Origin of the sequence: Lacibacter sp. H375 (assembly GCF_037892425.1) — a bacterium.
Taxonomy (GTDB): domain Bacteria; phylum Bacteroidota; class Bacteroidia; order Chitinophagales; family Chitinophagaceae; genus Lacibacter.
In genome coordinates, this window is sequence record NZ_JBBKTT010000001.1 from 2,049,125 (window position 1) to 2,065,142 (window position 16,018).

The 16,018-nt window shown below is 40.3% G+C and carries 11 protein-coding genes; 7 read left to right on the forward strand and 4 right to left on the reverse strand.

From position 1 onward, the window contains the following. Positions 1-208 precede the first annotated feature (208 nt). The 5 genes from WG954_RS09000 (at position 209) to WG954_RS09020 (ending at position 8,055) form a co-directional block, all read left to right on the forward strand. Positions 209-3,193: a PAS domain S-box protein gene (locus WG954_RS09000; protein WP_340435677.1), complete on the forward strand. Its 2,985-nt coding sequence runs from the start codon at positions 209-211 to the stop codon at positions 3,191-3,193. 55 nt (positions 3,194-3,248) lie between these two features. Continuing rightward, entirely contained in the window at positions 3,249-5,930 is a 2,682-nt protein-coding gene (locus tag WG954_RS09005) for a PAS domain-containing sensor histidine kinase (RefSeq protein ID WP_340435678.1), read from the forward strand. A gap of 29 nt (positions 5,931-5,959) precedes the next feature. Beyond that, positions 5,960-6,589 (forward strand): response regulator, encoded by a 630-nt coding sequence (locus WG954_RS09010; protein WP_182804201.1) that lies wholly within the window; start codon positions 5,960-5,962, stop codon positions 6,587-6,589. 115 nt (positions 6,590-6,704) lie between these two features. Then, positions 6,705-7,079 (forward strand): response regulator transcription factor, encoded by a 375-nt coding sequence (locus tag WG954_RS09015; protein WP_340435680.1) that lies wholly within the window; start codon positions 6,705-6,707, stop codon positions 7,077-7,079. A gap of 55 nt (positions 7,080-7,134) precedes the next feature. Next, on the forward strand, positions 7,135-8,055 hold the full coding sequence (locus WG954_RS09020) for an alpha/beta hydrolase (protein WP_340435682.1): 921 nt from the start codon (positions 7,135-7,137) through the stop codon (positions 8,053-8,055). A 6-nt stretch (positions 8,056-8,061) separates the two neighbouring features. On the opposite strand, the gene WG954_RS09025 is transcribed toward WG954_RS09020, so the two are convergent. The 4 genes from WG954_RS09025 to WG954_RS09040 form a co-directional block, all read right to left on the reverse strand. After that, positions 8,062-8,853 carry a hypothetical protein gene (locus WG954_RS09025; RefSeq protein ID WP_340435685.1) on the reverse strand — a complete coding sequence of 264 codons (792 nt, stop codon included), beginning with the start codon at positions 8,851-8,853 and terminating at the stop codon, positions 8,062-8,064. Next, on the reverse strand, positions 8,846-10,033 hold the full coding sequence (locus WG954_RS09030) for a CHASE2 domain-containing protein (RefSeq protein ID WP_340435687.1): 1,188 nt from the start codon (positions 10,031-10,033) through the stop codon (positions 8,846-8,848). Before WG954_RS09030 ends, WG954_RS09025 begins: the two co-directional genes overlap by 8 nt. 76 nt (positions 10,034-10,109) lie before the next feature. After that, positions 10,110-10,514, reverse strand: a complete 405-nt coding sequence (locus tag WG954_RS09035) for a hypothetical protein (RefSeq protein ID WP_340435689.1) — start codon at positions 10,512-10,514, stop codon at positions 10,110-10,112. A gap of 44 nt (positions 10,515-10,558) precedes the next feature. Beyond that, positions 10,559-12,562, reverse strand: a complete 2,004-nt coding sequence (locus WG954_RS09040) for a caspase family protein (protein WP_340435692.1) — start codon at positions 12,560-12,562, stop codon at positions 10,559-10,561. Between the two features lie 145 nt (positions 12,563-12,707). On the opposite strand from WG954_RS09040, the gene WG954_RS09045 reads away from it, so the two are divergent. After that, positions 12,708-13,856, forward strand: a complete 1,149-nt coding sequence (locus WG954_RS09045; RefSeq protein ID WP_340435694.1) for a glycosyltransferase family 2 protein — start codon at positions 12,708-12,710, stop codon at positions 13,854-13,856. Positions 13,857-13,923: 67 nt separating this feature from the next. Continuing rightward, a complete protein-coding gene (recG, locus tag WG954_RS09050; protein ID WP_340438909.1) occupies positions 13,924-16,014 on the forward strand; it encodes an ATP-dependent DNA helicase RecG in 2,091 nt (696 codons plus the stop codon). Positions 16,015-16,018 lie beyond the last annotated feature (4 nt).

A 16,018-nucleotide genomic window follows, 5' to 3' on the forward strand; every position in this document is an offset into this window, starting at 1 on the left:
AAGAAAATTGCTATTTTGTACAAAGAAGCATAAACAGGAAAAACTGAAAAAAGAGCAGCCTCGCTAAGCATAATCCATCCTCCTATGAATAAATCTAAAAGCTCTTACAGCAAATCTAAACGTTTCAAAAAGCCTTGAATAACTAAATTAAACGCACCAAACTTATTGTTTAACTACAATGCCCGGAGTTGCCAAGAATGTTGATGTTATGCAAATGGTTCAATCCATATTAGTCATAGAAGATAATGAAGGCGACTTCTTTTTAATTAAAGAAGCGCTCGAGTCGGGAGGTATAAAAACCGGTGAAATCATTAACGTGTCAAACTTCAAGCATGTTCGTGAAAAGGCGACTACCATTTCTCCTTCACTTATTTTTCTTGATCTTGTAATGCCCGACAGTTATGGCTTGCCTGCGTTGGCAGAGATCAATCAACTTTTTCCAACTGCACCCATTATTATCATAAGTGGTATTAATGATCTGCAGCTGGCGCTCGATGCTTTGCAAAGGGGTGCCCAGGATTATTTGGTGAAAGGCGAGTTTGATGATACAATACTTTCCCGCAGCATCCAGTATAGTATCGAACGTAAGAAAAATGAACTGGCACTAATCGAAAGCGAAAACCGCTTACGCACCATCCTTAATACCGATCCTGAATGTATTAAACTCATGGGCCGTAATTGTGAGTTGTTTGAAATTAATAAGGCAGGCATGGAGATGGTTGAGATCGATGATTTTGAAACTGTAAGAGGTAAGTCAATACTTGCAGTTGTGGCGCCTGTATTTCAGGAGCAGGCTGCCAAAATGGTGGCAGAAGCATTTGAAGGCAAGTCTGGTTTAATGGAATTTGAGATGCATACGTTAAAAGGGAAAAAACGTTGGTGCGAGATCAATATTGTTCCCTACCTGAATGCAGAAGGTAAGATCGTGCATGCGTTAGGTGTAACACGAGATGTAACGGTAAGAAAAAAGAAGGAAGAAGAATTACGCAGCAGTGAAGATATCCGCAAGCTTATAATGGACTCAGCTCTTGATGCCATTATTTGTATAGATAAGGATGAAGTGATCTTTACCTGGAATCCCCAGGCTGAGGAGATTTTTGGATGGAAAGAGCAAGAAGCTATTGGCAAAAAACTTTCATCGTTGGTTATCCACAAACGTTATCATTCCAAACATCGTAATGGGTTTGCCAATTACCATGCAACTGGTAACAGCCCTGTACTTAATAAAGTAATGGTATTGCCAGCTGTGCGTTCAGATGGCAGAGAGTTTATGGCAGAGCTGCTTATAAGAGAAATTAAAAATGGTGATGATTTCTTTTTATGCACTTACGTACGTGATGTTACAGAACGTATTAATTCAGAAAAAGAATTAAAGCAGTCAAACAGTCGTTTTCAGCGTATCACCAGCACCACTAATGATGCTGTTTGGGAGTGGGACCTGCAAGCCAATAGTCTTTGGTGTAATGAAATGCATCAACAGTTATATGGATTAACTATGGAAGACCCTGTGCCTGTTAAAGCTGAATGGGTAGCCCGTATTCATCCAGAAGACCGTTATCCCATTCTTAAAATGCAGGACGATGCATTGGCATCAGATACCAATGTGTTCATATCTGAATATCGTTTTCGTGCTGGCAAAGGAAGTGACTATAAATATATTTTCGACAGATGTTATATTACCCGTAATGAAAATAACGAACCCATACTCATGACAGGTAGTATGATGGATATAACAGAACGCAAACTGGCGGAAGAAAATATCATTCATTCTAATCAACGGTTCGAACTTATTGCCAAAACCACGAACGATGCTGTTTGGGAAACGAATCTGGAAACAGGTGTGTCGTGGGGAAATGAAATGCACCAGAAGCTGTATGGGTTAACACTGGAAAATGAAATACCCGATTTTGAAGCATGGAAAATGCATTTACATCCCGATGACAGGGGCTGGGTGATTAAGAGCTTAGATGATGCACTGGCTTCAACAGAGAATACCTGGATCACCGAGTACCGGTTTATAAAATCATCAGGCGAAATTGTTACGGTTTACGATCGTACCTATATCGTTCGTAATGCAGATGGTAAACCTGTTCGTATGATGGGTAGTATGATGGATATTACCGAGCGTAAAAAAGCTGAGGACGCTTTATTACAAAGTGAAGAAAAATACCGCACTTTGGTTGAGCAGGCAACAGATGGAATTTTTATTGCCGACCAAACTGGCAAGTTCGTGATCGTTAACTCGGCGGGTTTAAAACTATCTCAATATACCGAAGAGGAACTTTCAACACTCACCATCTACGACCTTTCAGATCCCGAAGAACTCAAAACAAATCCGTTCAGGTTCGAAGAAATGAAAAGTGAGCAGGGAGCAAGGAGCGAACGGAGGTTAAAACGAAAAGATGGATCCATTGTAGATATTGAGATCAACGCAAAGTTTTTATCAGACGGAAGGTTTCTTGCATTTATCAGGAATATTACAGAACGTAAGAAAGCCGAGAATGAACTAAACAGTTCGTACAGGGCCATCAGGAAACTTACTTCCCACTTGCAGAATGCAAGGGAAGAAGAGCGTACACACATAGCCCGTGAAATTCACGATGAGTTAGGGCAACAGCTAACCGTATTAAAAATGGATATGTCGTGGTTAACTAAAAAAATAAAACAACTTGAAAGCCAGCAGTTGAATGATAAGGCTGCTGAAATTGTGCAGATGCTGAACGATACAGTAAATACGGTGCGTCGCATCTCATCTGATCTGCGACCGGTTTTGCTCGATGATCTCGGGTTGGCAGCGGCAGTTGAATGGCATCTGATGGAGTTTGGGAAACGTTCAGGAATAAAAACGGAATTTTTTACGATTGAATCTGCTATAGAAATTCCAAGACCAATTGCAACTGGTCTTTTCAGAATCTACCAGGAGAGTATTACAAACATTGCCAGGCATTCAGAAGCAACAGAAGTGATGGTGGAATTGTTTGTAGAAGATAAAGAGGTTACAATGGCCATTTCAGATAACGGTAAAGGATTCGATGTAACCAGTATTGGCAAAAAGAAAACATTAGGCGTATTGGGTATGCAGGAACGCACGGTTATGATGGGAGGCACGTTCAGAATAAAACGCAACCCTGTGAAGGGTATGAAAGTAGAGGTGCATGTGCCGGTTTTACATGATGAAGTACTTGATTATTGAAGAACCCTCTCTAAATAATACGAATGGAGATAATTAAACGAAAACAGAAAGATAAATGAGTCGATTTGCGCCCGATCCTGACTTGCAGCAACGGCTGGTCAAAAGATCGCTTATCATGTTAACGGTAATATTTGTCATTAGCCTGCTTTCTTTTGCCGGCTGGGTATTCTCTGTTGAATGGCTCAAGCATCCCATTAGTGGATTGGTAGCTATGAATCCTCTTACATCTCTCTGTTTTGTAACCTTGGTTATTGCGCTTCGGTTTAAGTTGAAACATAAAGACAACCGACGCAAGCTATTGATCGCCCATGGTATTACCTCAATAGTTTTTGTAATTACTTTTTCGAAAATTTTAGCAAGTGCGATGGGATGGGAATACCCTCTCGATCAATTGATGTTTGCAGACAAAGTAAACACGGATGCTGTTGGTGGATTTACAAACAGAATGGCGCCAAACACAGCATTTTGTTTTAGTTTATTAGCTGTTGTTGCTTTATTCTTTCATAAAAATGATCGTTTTTTTCTGATAATAACGCAGGCCGCAAATGTTATTGCGTTAATGGTTGCTGTGTTTTCAATACTTGGTTACATATTCGGTGCGCAGGAGTTTTATGAAGTGCAGAACTATATACCCATGGCACTTAGTTCCGGCATCTGCTTTTTTTTGCTTTCTCTTGCAACATTATTTGCATCACCTGGCAATGGAATTATGCAACAATTAACAAGTAAATTTAGTGGCAGTTACATTGCGTGGAGACTGTTTGTTCCTGCATTTATTTTACCAGTATTAATTGGGTTATTCCGTGTATGGGGGCAACGTTCTGGTTTATATAACCTTGAATTTGGTTCTGCTTTATTTGTCACCAGCATGATCTTCTTTTTTCTTTCGCTTATTTGGGTAAATACGTTGCTGCTTAATCGTCGTGAACAAAGCCAGGAGGAAATTATTGCGGAAAAAAATTACCTGGCCAATCTTGTTGAACAAACCAGCGATGCAATTTTGTCAACAGATTCTTTCCTGAACATTGTGAGCTGGAACAAAGGGGCAGAAGAGATCTACGGATATAAAAAAGAAGATGTACTGGGTAAACCCATGGGCTCATTTCTGAAAAGCACACTCGACCCGGAAACGTCTCAAAAACTTCTTGCTGACCTGAATAAGAGAGGTTATTATAATGCTGAGTATGTTTTTTTCAATAAACAGCAGCAACCAGTTAATGTACAGGCCTCTGTTACAGTATTAAAAAACCAGGAACAGGAAATCACTGGCTATGTTGCCGTTCATCGTGATATTTCGGAACGAAAGCTGCTTGAAAAGCAACTTCAGGAATTTAATCAGCAACTGGAAATACAGGTTCAGGAAAAAACAGCAGAGCTTCGTAATGTGTTCGAGCGTATATCTGATGCGTTTATTGGCATCGATAATGACTACAAGGTTGTGTACGTGAATAAAAAAGCAGAGATGCTTTTCAATATCAATTCAACTAGCCTAACCAACACTTCTGTTTACGAACTCTTTTCAACCAGTGAAGGCGAAGTTGAAAATGCTATTAGTGAAACGTTCAAATCACGTGAATATATTTATCTCGACACTTGGCTTGCACGTTTTCAAAAGTGGTTTGAAATAAATATTTATCCATCGCCATCGGGACTCTCCATTTATATCAGGGATATAACAATTCGGAAAAAGGCATTGCTGGAGTTAAATGCAAGCGAGGAGAAGTATCGTCTATTTTTTGAAAACAGCATGGATGGTATTTTACTTACCGATGGTAAGGGCAATATTTTTTCGGCCAATAAAGCAGCCACAGAAATTTTTGGGATGTCAGAAGAGGAAATATGCCGAGGCGGACGAACAGCTATACTTGACGAAACTGATCCTAACTGGCCTGAATTTTTTAATGCAAGGAACAAATGGGGCAAAGCACAAGGTGAGTTGCGGCATTTCAGGAAAGATGGCTCCACGTTTTTAGCTGAGATCACATCAGTAAAGTTCAAAACTGCGGCGGGTGATGAGCAAACAAATACCATCATTCGTGACATTACAGAACGAAAGCGGGCTGAAGAAGAACTGAACGAATCGTACCAGCAAATACGTCGGTTAACTGCCTATCTGCAGAAAGTACGGGAAGATGAACGGGCTAACATTGCCCGTGAGATTCATGACGAGCTGGGTCAACAGCTAACGGTTATGAAGATGGATATTTCATGGACGAAGAAAAAATTAAAATCTGGTGATGTAGAACCGTTACCTGCTAAAATGGATGAGATACAGGAAATTATTGATGGAACGGTTGCTACGGTGCGGCGAATTGCAACAGATCTGCGGCCAAGTTTGCTCGATGATATCGGCCTTATTGCGGCAATTGAGTGGGAGGTTGACATGTTTGCCAAACGTACCGGCATAAAAGTGAACATGCAAAAACCTGATGCTTTGGTTGAGATACCAACTGAATATGTTACGGGGTTGTTCCGTATATTACAGGAGTCACTAACTAATATTATTCGTCATTCTTCTGCCACTCAAGTAGATATACATTTGATAAATCAGAACAATGAATTTATTTTGTACATTGAGGATAATGGCACAGGTTTCGACATGAATACTTTAGCGGGAAAGAAAACACTGGGTTTGCTGGGGATGAAAGAACGAACTGCTATGATGCAGGGTTTTTTTGTCATTAAAAGCGAACCTTCTAAAGGAACAAAATTGGAAGTCCGGGTACCATTAATTTAATTGCAACCTAATTATCCAGAAACGTCGTTATGAAAAAAATTCTTATTGCAGATGATCATGCCATAGTAAGACGGGGACTCAGGCTTTTGTTGCTTGAAGAGTATCCTTCAGCAGAGATTGGAGAAGCGGGCGATGCCGAAACACTGGTGAATAAGATCATTCAACAGGAATGGGATGTTGTGATATGCGACATCAGCATGCCTGGCCGTAGTGGGCTCGATGCACTTTCGCAAATCAAACAAATCGCTCCCAAATTGCCCGTGCTCATTATGAGTATGTATCCTGAAGATCAGTATGCACTGCGTGTGTTAAAAGCCGGTGCGGCTGGTTACCTGGGAAAAGAAACCATCCATGATGATATTGTAAAAGCCATCCAAACAGTTCAATTGGGTAAAAAATTTATTACTCCCACCATAGCTGAAAAACTGGCGAAGGCTTTTGAAGTTGATACGACGGATCAACTTCACGAAAAATTATCTGATCGTGAATTTGATGTGTTTAAAATGTTGGCCAGTGGTAAGGCCGTAAGTGAAATTGCAAACCAGTTTGCTTTAAGCGTTACAACTGTAAGCACCTATCGGTCAAGAGTACTCGAAAAAATGGGTATGAAATCGAATGCCGATCTTACAAGGTATGCGCTTGAGAAAAAACTGATCTAAAGAGAGTGTAGTTATTATACTACCGGTTGTAGTTAAAAATTCTACAGTCGGACGGTGAAATCTCCTATAGTTCCCTCATTTTATCCTCGTTAAATTGCCGTTTAATTAATAGGCGTTGAAACCATTGATACTCATTGTTGATGATAATGTTAGCTATGTAGAAAGGATGCTCACCATCCTTTCGGAGGATTTCAATGCGGCATCGTTTCATACCGCTACTAACTATGAAGATGCCACGGCGCTTATTAATGATTTGCACCCACAGATTGCGATGCTTGATATTAATCTACCTGGCAAAAGCGGTATCGATCTTCTCAATTATATCAAACAAAATAACAGCGAATGCCGGGTGATCATGATTACCAATCATGCGTTTGAAAGCTACCGCAAAAAATGCATGGAGCTTGGAGCTGAACACTTTCTTGATAAAAGTTCCGATTTTGAGAAAATTTCTACTATTCTGAGCGAAATGCTTGCACCTTCTAACTAGCCACTTTTAGCTCCCTTCGATAGCTGTATTTGCATCGAAATATTTACATTTATTCATGACTCGGGCAATATTTCTTTTTCTGATATTAGTCATGCATATTTGTTTATATGCGCAACAGCCTGTTGTTAGCAACGGAGAGTTGAAGCGATTTCCTGCATTTACTTCTTCTTTTGTTGGAGCAAGAAATGTGGATGTTTGGTTGCCGCCCGGTTATTCCTCTCAAAACAAATATGCTGTTCTGTATATGCACGATGGGCAAATGCTCTACGACTCAACTGTCACATGGAACAAACAGGAATGGGGGGTAGATGAGACCATGACCGATTTGCTCAAACAGCAAAAAATCAAAAACTGTATTGTTGTGGGAGTTTGGAATACAGGTGTTATGCGCCATGCCGATTATTTTCCGCAAAAACCTTTTTTGTCATTAGCAACAGCTCAACGGGATTCGATTTACAAAGCAACCCGTGGAACTGATTATGCTTTGTTTGCAGCACCCGTGCAATCGGATGCTTATCTTAAATTTCTTATTACAGAACTGAAGCCGTTCATTGATAAAAATTTTTCTGTAAAAACTGATCGTGCAAATACGTTCATTGCCGGTTCCAGTATGGGTGGATTGATTTCAATGTATGCTATCTGCGAATATCCCGATGTATTTGGCGGAGCTGCTTGTTTAAGTACACATTGGCCGGGAATATTTGCAACAGCGAATAACCCGATACCTGCTGCTTTCATCAGCTATCTTCAAAAACATTTACCTCACCCATCTTCACACAAAATTTACTTTGACTACGGAACTGCTGGGCTTGATTCATTGTACAAACCATTTCAACTGCAAGCCGATGCTGTTATGCAAGCGAAGGGATACACAGCTACAAATTGGCAAAGCAAAGAATTTATCGGGGAAGATCATTCTGAAAATGCATGGAGCCGGCGTTTGAGTATTCCATTACTTTTTTTACTGAAAAAATAAAACTGTTCAACGTAGCTGATACACTTCCATCCATCGCTCAAAAAGATCTTTTTCCAATAAACGAAGCATTGAAGGGTCTTTACTGTAAGCAGTTCGTAATTGTTTCAACTGCTGTTCAATTATTTCTTTATCATTTGCTGCAGGAAGTATGGCAAGAAAAGGACGTATAGTTGATTTGCTATCTGATGGAACAGCATTCCATGCAAGCAAAGCAGCGCTACTGTCAGTCTTAAACAGCTGCTCCGTCAACAAAAAGGAGTTTTGATTATGGATGATAGTATCAATACTATCTCTGTTAATACGGATTTGCAATTTGTAAGGAATGTTTTTTTGTTCGGGTTTCCATTGCAGCGTAACAGGAAATGAAAAGATAAAGCTGCTGTCAACAGGTAACTGCATTGCCTTTTTTCCTCTGAAAACGACGGCTGTCACTTTCTGCTGTTCATCAGCATTTTCGTTCTGTAAAAACTTTTCAAACACATAACTGAAAAAGCCTGAGGAAAGCGAACTGATGTTTACGCTATTGAATAGCTGACTGAGGCGGTTGAATGTATAGGTACCGGGCTTATTCAGTAATAATGACTTGCCGTCGTTTTGCACCAACATTACATCGGCTTGAGGCTGTAAAATAATCGTATGCGGTGCCATTAAAAACATACCACGTCTGGCTATTTCTTTTTTTCCATTTTCAACCCGCTGTACATTTTTGTTTACGTGGTACAACAGGTATTTCTGGCCGGCACCAGCTTGTGCAAATGATTGTTGCAGCAGAAGCAGTATGAAAATTAATTTACGCATGTTTATTTGTTCCTAAAAAAGCCGAATGAAAAGGTATTTTCAATTTATGTCTCAGAAAGTTAAGTAAAGCTTCGTATAAATTTATAAAAGTTGGAAGTAAAACAAGACATGCCAGCAATAAACCAGGGTCGAATTTTATGTTGAAATAAGTGTAGGTAAGTAAGGTGAGAAAAACTACAAGCACGCTGCCAGTAAGCTGCAGCAATGTGCCAACAGAATTAAACCAGAGATCACCTTTAAAGAACAGGCCGCAAATAATGGGTAAAGTGAGCCAGATGAGAAGAAACGACAGAACGGCTGTTACCCACTTTGGTATTACCCGTATATGATCATTTTCCAGAATCATTCGAAGGATATTTGCATGTATCAGGGAGCCGTACATATCAGGATAACTGCGGCCCGATAGTCTTGCATTAAGAGGCGTAAATAATTTGTCTTCGTCAAGCATAGCGGTGCCCCGCTGAGAAGGGATGCCTAAAAACCCGAGTAAAATAATTTTATTTTTTAGTTGAGTAACATCAAAGTCGTCATCCATCACCTCATCAAAATCGAAATAGTTGAAGTTGGACATATTGCCATAGTAATGAATTTCTGTTTGATTGTTGCGTTTGTTTTTCAGCTGCTGATAAATGATGGGGTTAAATTTTTTAAGAATGCTGCTGGTAAATGCTTCCTGTTTTTGATAAAAGGGATAGTAATAACGGATGGTTGAAAATTCAGCATGTTCACCTGCTACATTGATATAGCCGTCCCTGGCTTTTATAAAAAAGCTGTCGGTATAAATTGATTCCAGTTGGTTTTCAAAATTAGCAGAGTAACCAAGAACATAATTATCATGTGAGTTGAATGCTGTTTGTAACAAACTGTCATCCTCATTTTTTCTTTGTGCAAAAATGATATCCAGTGCTACAACTTTGGGATTGCCTTCCTGTATTTGCTGCAATAAAAAGGCGATTTCTTTCCGGCTTTTATTTTCAACATTTATGAGTACAAGGTTTTTGTTGTATATCTTGTTTTTATCCTGTACTTTATTGTAATACAGATCAGTTAATGTGAAATCACGAAACGCTTCCGTAAACGGATCGAAGATGGAAAAATTAATGATCACCAACGATAGTAATGATACACAACCAAAAATGAACAGGTTGAGCAGCAGATATTCACCAAAGAATTTTCTCATGAGTGGAATCGTGTTGGCTTAAACAAAGAAGGGTATAAACAATCTGTTTATACCCTTTCAATTCAAACGGATTTACTTAGCGTTTCAGGTTTAATGTAAACACACGGCTATCGTTGCAATAGCTGCTGTTACTCCAATACAAAGATTTGTCAGTTGTTTCTGCATACCATTTTGTCCAGTTGCCAGGCACCCATACATCAATACGAACTGAAGTTGCATAAGGAGAGAGACGACCCTGGTAAATGCCTTCTACCCAAATGTCAACATAGTGACCGGTAAAATTATCGAAGTAGGCATAGCAATAACCACGGGTTTTCTTTTCACGTGGACCACCTTCCGGGCCAGGGAGATCTTTCTTTTCTTTTACTTCCTGTGCTATAACAGCCACTTTCTTTTTAGGAGCAGCTTGTGCAGTTGCTTTGTTGCTAAATGCAACGGTTAAACCGATAATAGCGATCGTGAGGAACACTAACTTTTTCATACTGTTTGATTTTGTTGATTTGTGATAAATGATGGTTTAAAGATTTATTGTTTTTTAGGAACGATCTTAAAGGGTATCGAATGAATATTCACGGCATCGGGCTGAATGGTTTCTTCGCCACTTCCACGTGTTTGCACAGCTTCTGTCTTATTGATGCTCTGCATTAATTTTTCAAATGGATTGTTGGGCTTGGGCGTCTCGCCGCGGTTGAGCCCCGGTGCTGCAAATACCTGGCGGAGATTCAACGCCGATTTTGCTGCGATCAGTTTCAACACATTCATTCCATCGGGCGGACCAATGCGGAAAATCCTTGTTAGGCGAACTGTATCACCCGGATTAATAAAACAATCCATTGGCTGTTGATTCGCTGCAGGCAATAATACATTCACAATATTGTCGGGCTGTATTTCAAGAATGTTATAATAAAGTCGCTCCTGACCATTGTTAATGATGCGTAAATTGTACCTGTCATCGTGCTGAAATACAATATTGCCTGATGCATCTTTAATGGTTTTCTCAGGAAGATCTTTGATGATGGCGTTATTATTTCCTTCGGCTTTTTTATATTCAATTGGAACAAATTCAAACACAACATTCAACTCTTCATTTTTCATATTGAGGTTGCGCAGGTAAGCTGCACGGCCAAAGGCAGCAATCTTTGAACTGATAAATGTTGCGAGTTGTTCATCAGATAATGTTTTACTACAAACGCCTAACCTGTAATCGCCGGAAGTAGAAATGTAAATTGAATCGGTGCTGAAACCTTCAATACCATGTTCAATAAACACATCGCCTTGTGCTTCGGTAAGTTTTGCCTGTTTAATCTGTGAAATAATTTTTTTAACCGATGATGCAAGTGCTGCATCAGTAAGCTTAACGGTAACCGGAACTGTTAAATCACCAAAGCTTACTTCATCTAAAAATGTCCATGCAGTTTTTAAAACATCTTCGCTTAATTCGGTATCAAGTTCCACTTCGCTGCTGTAATCACCAGCTGTAATAATGGTACCCTTTGCAATTGGTTTGGCTGATTCCCTGTTATACGTGTTTGATGGATAAAGCGAAATGGTTGTACCGGCAAACACACTATAAATTTTACCGCAGGCAATAGTTATTTTTTTCTTGTTGATGATCTGTTCAGTTGCGTAGTAATTGGGTTTGCCCAACGCTTTACCGCCAAATATCTCTTTATCAAGATCACCTTCGGCATTTGGTGTTTGTCCGGGCACCATCTTACTCATCTCTAAACGCACATTGTCGAACAAACCACGATAGCTGGTTTTGCTGTCGCTTTTTGCTAATGCTTTGGAGAAAGCAAGTGACAGACTTCCACAATGTTCATCGCCACATTCCTGGTTAAGTTCTGATGCTGCTGATGCAAAAAACGCACTCATGGGCGCAAGCCCCGGTTTTGATTCACCAAGACTAAATAAACCTTCATTAACTACTTTAGTATTTGCTACGGGTTTGTATCCTTTGGGTGCATATTTTGTTGTGGTGCCACGATAATTGCCAAGTCCTGATCTTGTACTTGTTCCGCTGTGGCAGGCATCAACGATCACCAACAAGTTGCCGTTATTGCCGAGATGCTTTCGAATTTCTTCGAGTTTCAACCCAAACACATCGTCTCTTAAATGTTTTTCAACACCGGCCTCATACTCCATAGGTGAATCGTAGGTAACTAATGCTTCATCATATCCATCAGCTTCATCGCCATTGTCATCCATCACTTGCTGACCATGACCACTGAAATGAAATACACAGATATCACCCGGTTTGGGTTTAGCGATCAACTGTTGCTGCATGGCTGTGAGGATGCCTGTTTTAGTAGCTTCTTTATCTTTAATAATGCGGATGTTTTCTTCTTTAAAACCCTGTCGCTTCAATGATTCTTTGATGAGGGGGATATCGTTATCTGCGTTCAGTTTGTTCCAGCCAGTTGAAGGGGCATAATTTGAAACCGCCACGATCAACGCATATTTCTCTGTTGTTTGGGCAGATGCATGCAACAACAAGGTGGAAAGGGTTAAAAGCAAAAAAAGTTTCATTTGATGGCCGGGGATTGGTTATCCCGATTGCTTGCACAATTTTAATAATGAGGTATTGCTCTTTCTATACCCTCCGCATGGTATTTTCAGTTTTATACGCTCTTCTTAATTCGGCCAATTGCTTCAATCTTTCTATTTTTAACCCATGTGGGCCGTTCTATTTTACTGTTGTGCCGGAGTGATCTTGTATTCTTATGTCGGTTACCCTTTTCTTTTATATTTTTTCTCATTCGGGCGAAAAGGAAGATATGGTTTCAGCCAGGGAGACGAACCTGCAGTGTCCATCATCATTGCAGCTTATAATGAAGAGAAAGTGATAGGTTTGAAACTACAGAACACACTTGCGCTCGATTATCCTTCTTCTAAATTTCAGGTTATTGTTGCAGCTTATGGATCAACCGATGCCACTTCAACAATTGCTGCATCGTTTGAACGTGTACTTGTATTACATGAAGATGAACGAAGAGGAAAAGCCGCTGCAATAAACAAAGCGATCAGGCAGGCAGCTCACCCAATTGTTGTTTTAACTGATGCTAATACAGTACTCTCAACTCAAACCTTAAAACAGTTGATTGCTCCGTTTGCTGATGAACAAACAGGCGCAGTGGCAGGAGAAAAGAACGTGATCAGTGCTGATGGTGCAGCTGTTTCTGGTGAAGGATTGTATTGGCAATACGAATCGTGGCTCAAAAAACAAGAGACAAAATTTTATACGGTTGTTGGTGCAGCAGGCGAATTGTTTGCATTGCGAAAGGAATTATTTGTGCCTGTTCCTGAACAAACCATAACAGATGACTTTTTTATTTCGATCAACGTAAATTTTCAACATAAGAAAGTACAATATGCTGCAAATGCTGTAAGTACAGAAACTGCTTCAGCATCTTTAACAGATGAATGGAAACGAAAAGTTAGAATTGCTGCGGGGGGCATTCAGTCACTTTCATTTCTAAGCAAGGCTCTTAACCCGTTTCTTTATCCGCTGCTGGCATTCCAGTTTTTTTCACACCGTGTATTACGTTGGGTATTCTGTGCACCAGCGTTCTTTTTTCTTTTTTTGAGTAATGTAATGTTGGCTCTTAATAATGCCGGCGAAGTGTTTGAATGGTTGTTGGTGCTGCAGGTATTGTTTTACATATTCGCATTTATCGGTTGGCAGTTAGCAAGAAGTAGCCGTTCATTCTTTTTGTTCAATATTCCATTCTACATTGTGTTTATGCATGCAGCCATGCTGGCAGGTATTGTACGTTACGCTAACGGTCAGCAATCGGTGCTTTGGGAAAAAGCAGAGCGTTAACAGTTACTAATTATTTCTTCAATAATTTCAAGTTTCAATTAAAGTTATCAGCACAACTACTTCAATACTGAGCAGTCCCATCGAATACCTAAAGGGTGTTGGCCCTTTGCGTGGAGATCTGTTGAAAAAAGAACTCAGCATTTTCACTTTTGGTGACCTGCTGGAACATTTTCCTTACCGCCATTTAGATAAAACAAAGATCACACCCATTGCACAAGTGAACATGGGTATGGATTATGTGCAGGTGGCCGGTCGCTTAACAGACTTTGAGATCATTGGGGAGCGAAAAGGAAAAAGGCTGGTGGCACATATCAGGGATAGCAGTGGCTCCATGGAACTTACCTGGTTCCAGGGAATTAACTGGGTGCAGAAACTGATGGCTATAGGCGAAGAGTTTTTAGTTTTTGGAAAGCTTGGGTTCTTTATGGGTAAGCCGCAGATCGTTCATCCCGAACTGGAAGTGCGAACGCAAGCGAATGCAGTCGGCAAATCGGTGCTGGAGCCAATTTATCCCACAACTGAAAAATTAAAAGTACGTGGGTTGAATGGACGCAGTATTGCCAAACTTACAGCTGTGTTGTTGCCACAGATCCATGTAAAAGATCTGCCCGAAAATTTACCGGATAGTATTATCAGGGAATTAAAATTTCCTTCACGTTACGAAGCATATTGTCATATTCATTTTCCTGCTGATCAATCGCAATACGAACATGCATTGCGACGGTTAAAATTTGAAGAACTCTTTTTTGCGCAGCTTCGTATGGGCATGATCAAGGGAAACCGTCATCGTTTTTCTAAAGGAATCGTGTTTGATAAGGTAGGTGATATCTTCAATGACTTCTACAATCATCATCTTCCTTTTCAATTAACCGGTGCACAAAAAAGAGTATTGAAAGAAATACGACAAGATACTGCACGTGGACACCAGATGAATCGGTTACTGCAAGGCGATGTTGGCAGTGGGAAAACCATTGTTGCTTTATTAACCATGTTGCTCGCAGCAGATAATGGTTACCAGAGTTGCATGATGGCACCAACGGAAATATTGGCGCAACAGCATTTCAATAGTCTTTCAAATTTGTTGCGGGAAATGAATGTGAGCATCCGCTTGCTTACAGGATCAACCAAAAAAGCAGAACGGGAAAAGATATTGAATGGTCTGCAATCTGGCGATATACAACTGCTCGTAGGTACTCATGCACTTATTGAAGGAGTGGTACAATTTAAAAACCTTGGCTTGGCAATAGTTGATGAGCAGCATCGCTTTGGTGTGGCTCAACGTGCCGAACTGCAAACAAAAGGCACTATTCCGCCACATGTGTTGGTCATGACCGCTACACCAATTCCACGCACAATGGCTATGACGGCATACGGTGATCTTGATTATAGTGTAATGGATGAATTGCCACCGGGACGTAAACCCATCACCACTGTTCATCGTTACGAAACGGCCCGGCCTTCAATCATGGATTTCGTAAAACAGGAGATAGCAAAAGGAAGGCAGGCTTATTTTATTTATCCGTTGATCGAGGAAAGTTCGACGCTTGATTTTGAAAACCTGATGAAAGGCTACGAAGAAGTAAAAGCATTTTTCCCGGAGCCAAACTACTACATCAGCATGGTGCATGGTAAACAAAAGCCTGAAGTAAAAGATACCAACATGATGCGTTTTAAAACAAATGATACGCAGATCATGGTGGCAACAACAGTTATAGAAGTGGGGGTTGATGTGCCCAATGCAAGTGTAATGGTGATGGAAAGTGCTGAACGTTTTGGTTTATCACAGCTTCATCAACTTCGGGGAAGGGTGGGAAGAGGAAGTGAACAGAGTTTTTGCATTCTTTTAACAGGACAGAAGTTAACGAATGATGCCCGGGAACGGTTAAAGATAATGTGCGCAACAAATGATGGATTCCTGATTGCAGAAAAAGATCTTGAGCTGCGTGGACCTGGTGATATTGCAGGCACAAGACAGAGTGGTATGCTCAATTTTAAACTGGCGAGTATAGTACAGGACAAAGACCTGTTGGAAATCGCAAAGAATTTGAGTGACCGTCTGCTGCAAGACGATCCGGATTTGTCTTCGGCCGAAAATTTGCTGTTGAAATCATACCTGTTGTTAAAAAAGGGAAAAACGGAATGGAGTAGAGTGGCTTAGTGTA

Coding starts and splice junctions, on each gene's coding strand:
- WG954_RS09005 (WP_340435678.1), top strand. CDS start 3,249: ATGAGTCGATTTGCGCCCGATCCTGACTTGCAGCAACGGCTGGTCAAA.
- WG954_RS09040 (WP_340435692.1), bottom strand. CDS start 12,562: ATGAAACTTTTTTTGCTTTTAACCCTTTCCACCTTGTTGTTGCATGCA.
- WG954_RS09020 (WP_340435682.1), top strand. CDS start 7,135: ATGACTCGGGCAATATTTCTTTTTCTGATATTAGTCATGCATATTTGT.
- WG954_RS09010 (WP_182804201.1), top strand. CDS start 5,960: ATGAAAAAAATTCTTATTGCAGATGATCATGCCATAGTAAGACGGGGA.
- WG954_RS09025 (WP_340435685.1), bottom strand. CDS start 8,853: ATGCGTAAATTAATTTTCATACTGCTTCTGCTGCAACAATCATTTGCA.
- WG954_RS09045 (WP_340435694.1), top strand. CDS start 12,708: ATGTGGGCCGTTCTATTTTACTGTTGTGCCGGAGTGATCTTGTATTCT.
- WG954_RS09035 (WP_340435689.1), bottom strand. CDS start 10,514: ATGAAAAAGTTAGTGTTCCTCACGATCGCTATTATCGGTTTAACCGTT.
- WG954_RS09000 (WP_340435677.1), top strand. CDS start 209: ATGCAAATGGTTCAATCCATATTAGTCATAGAAGATAATGAAGGCGAC.
- WG954_RS09030 (WP_340435687.1), bottom strand. CDS start 10,033: ATGAGAAAATTCTTTGGTGAATATCTGCTGCTCAACCTGTTCATTTTT.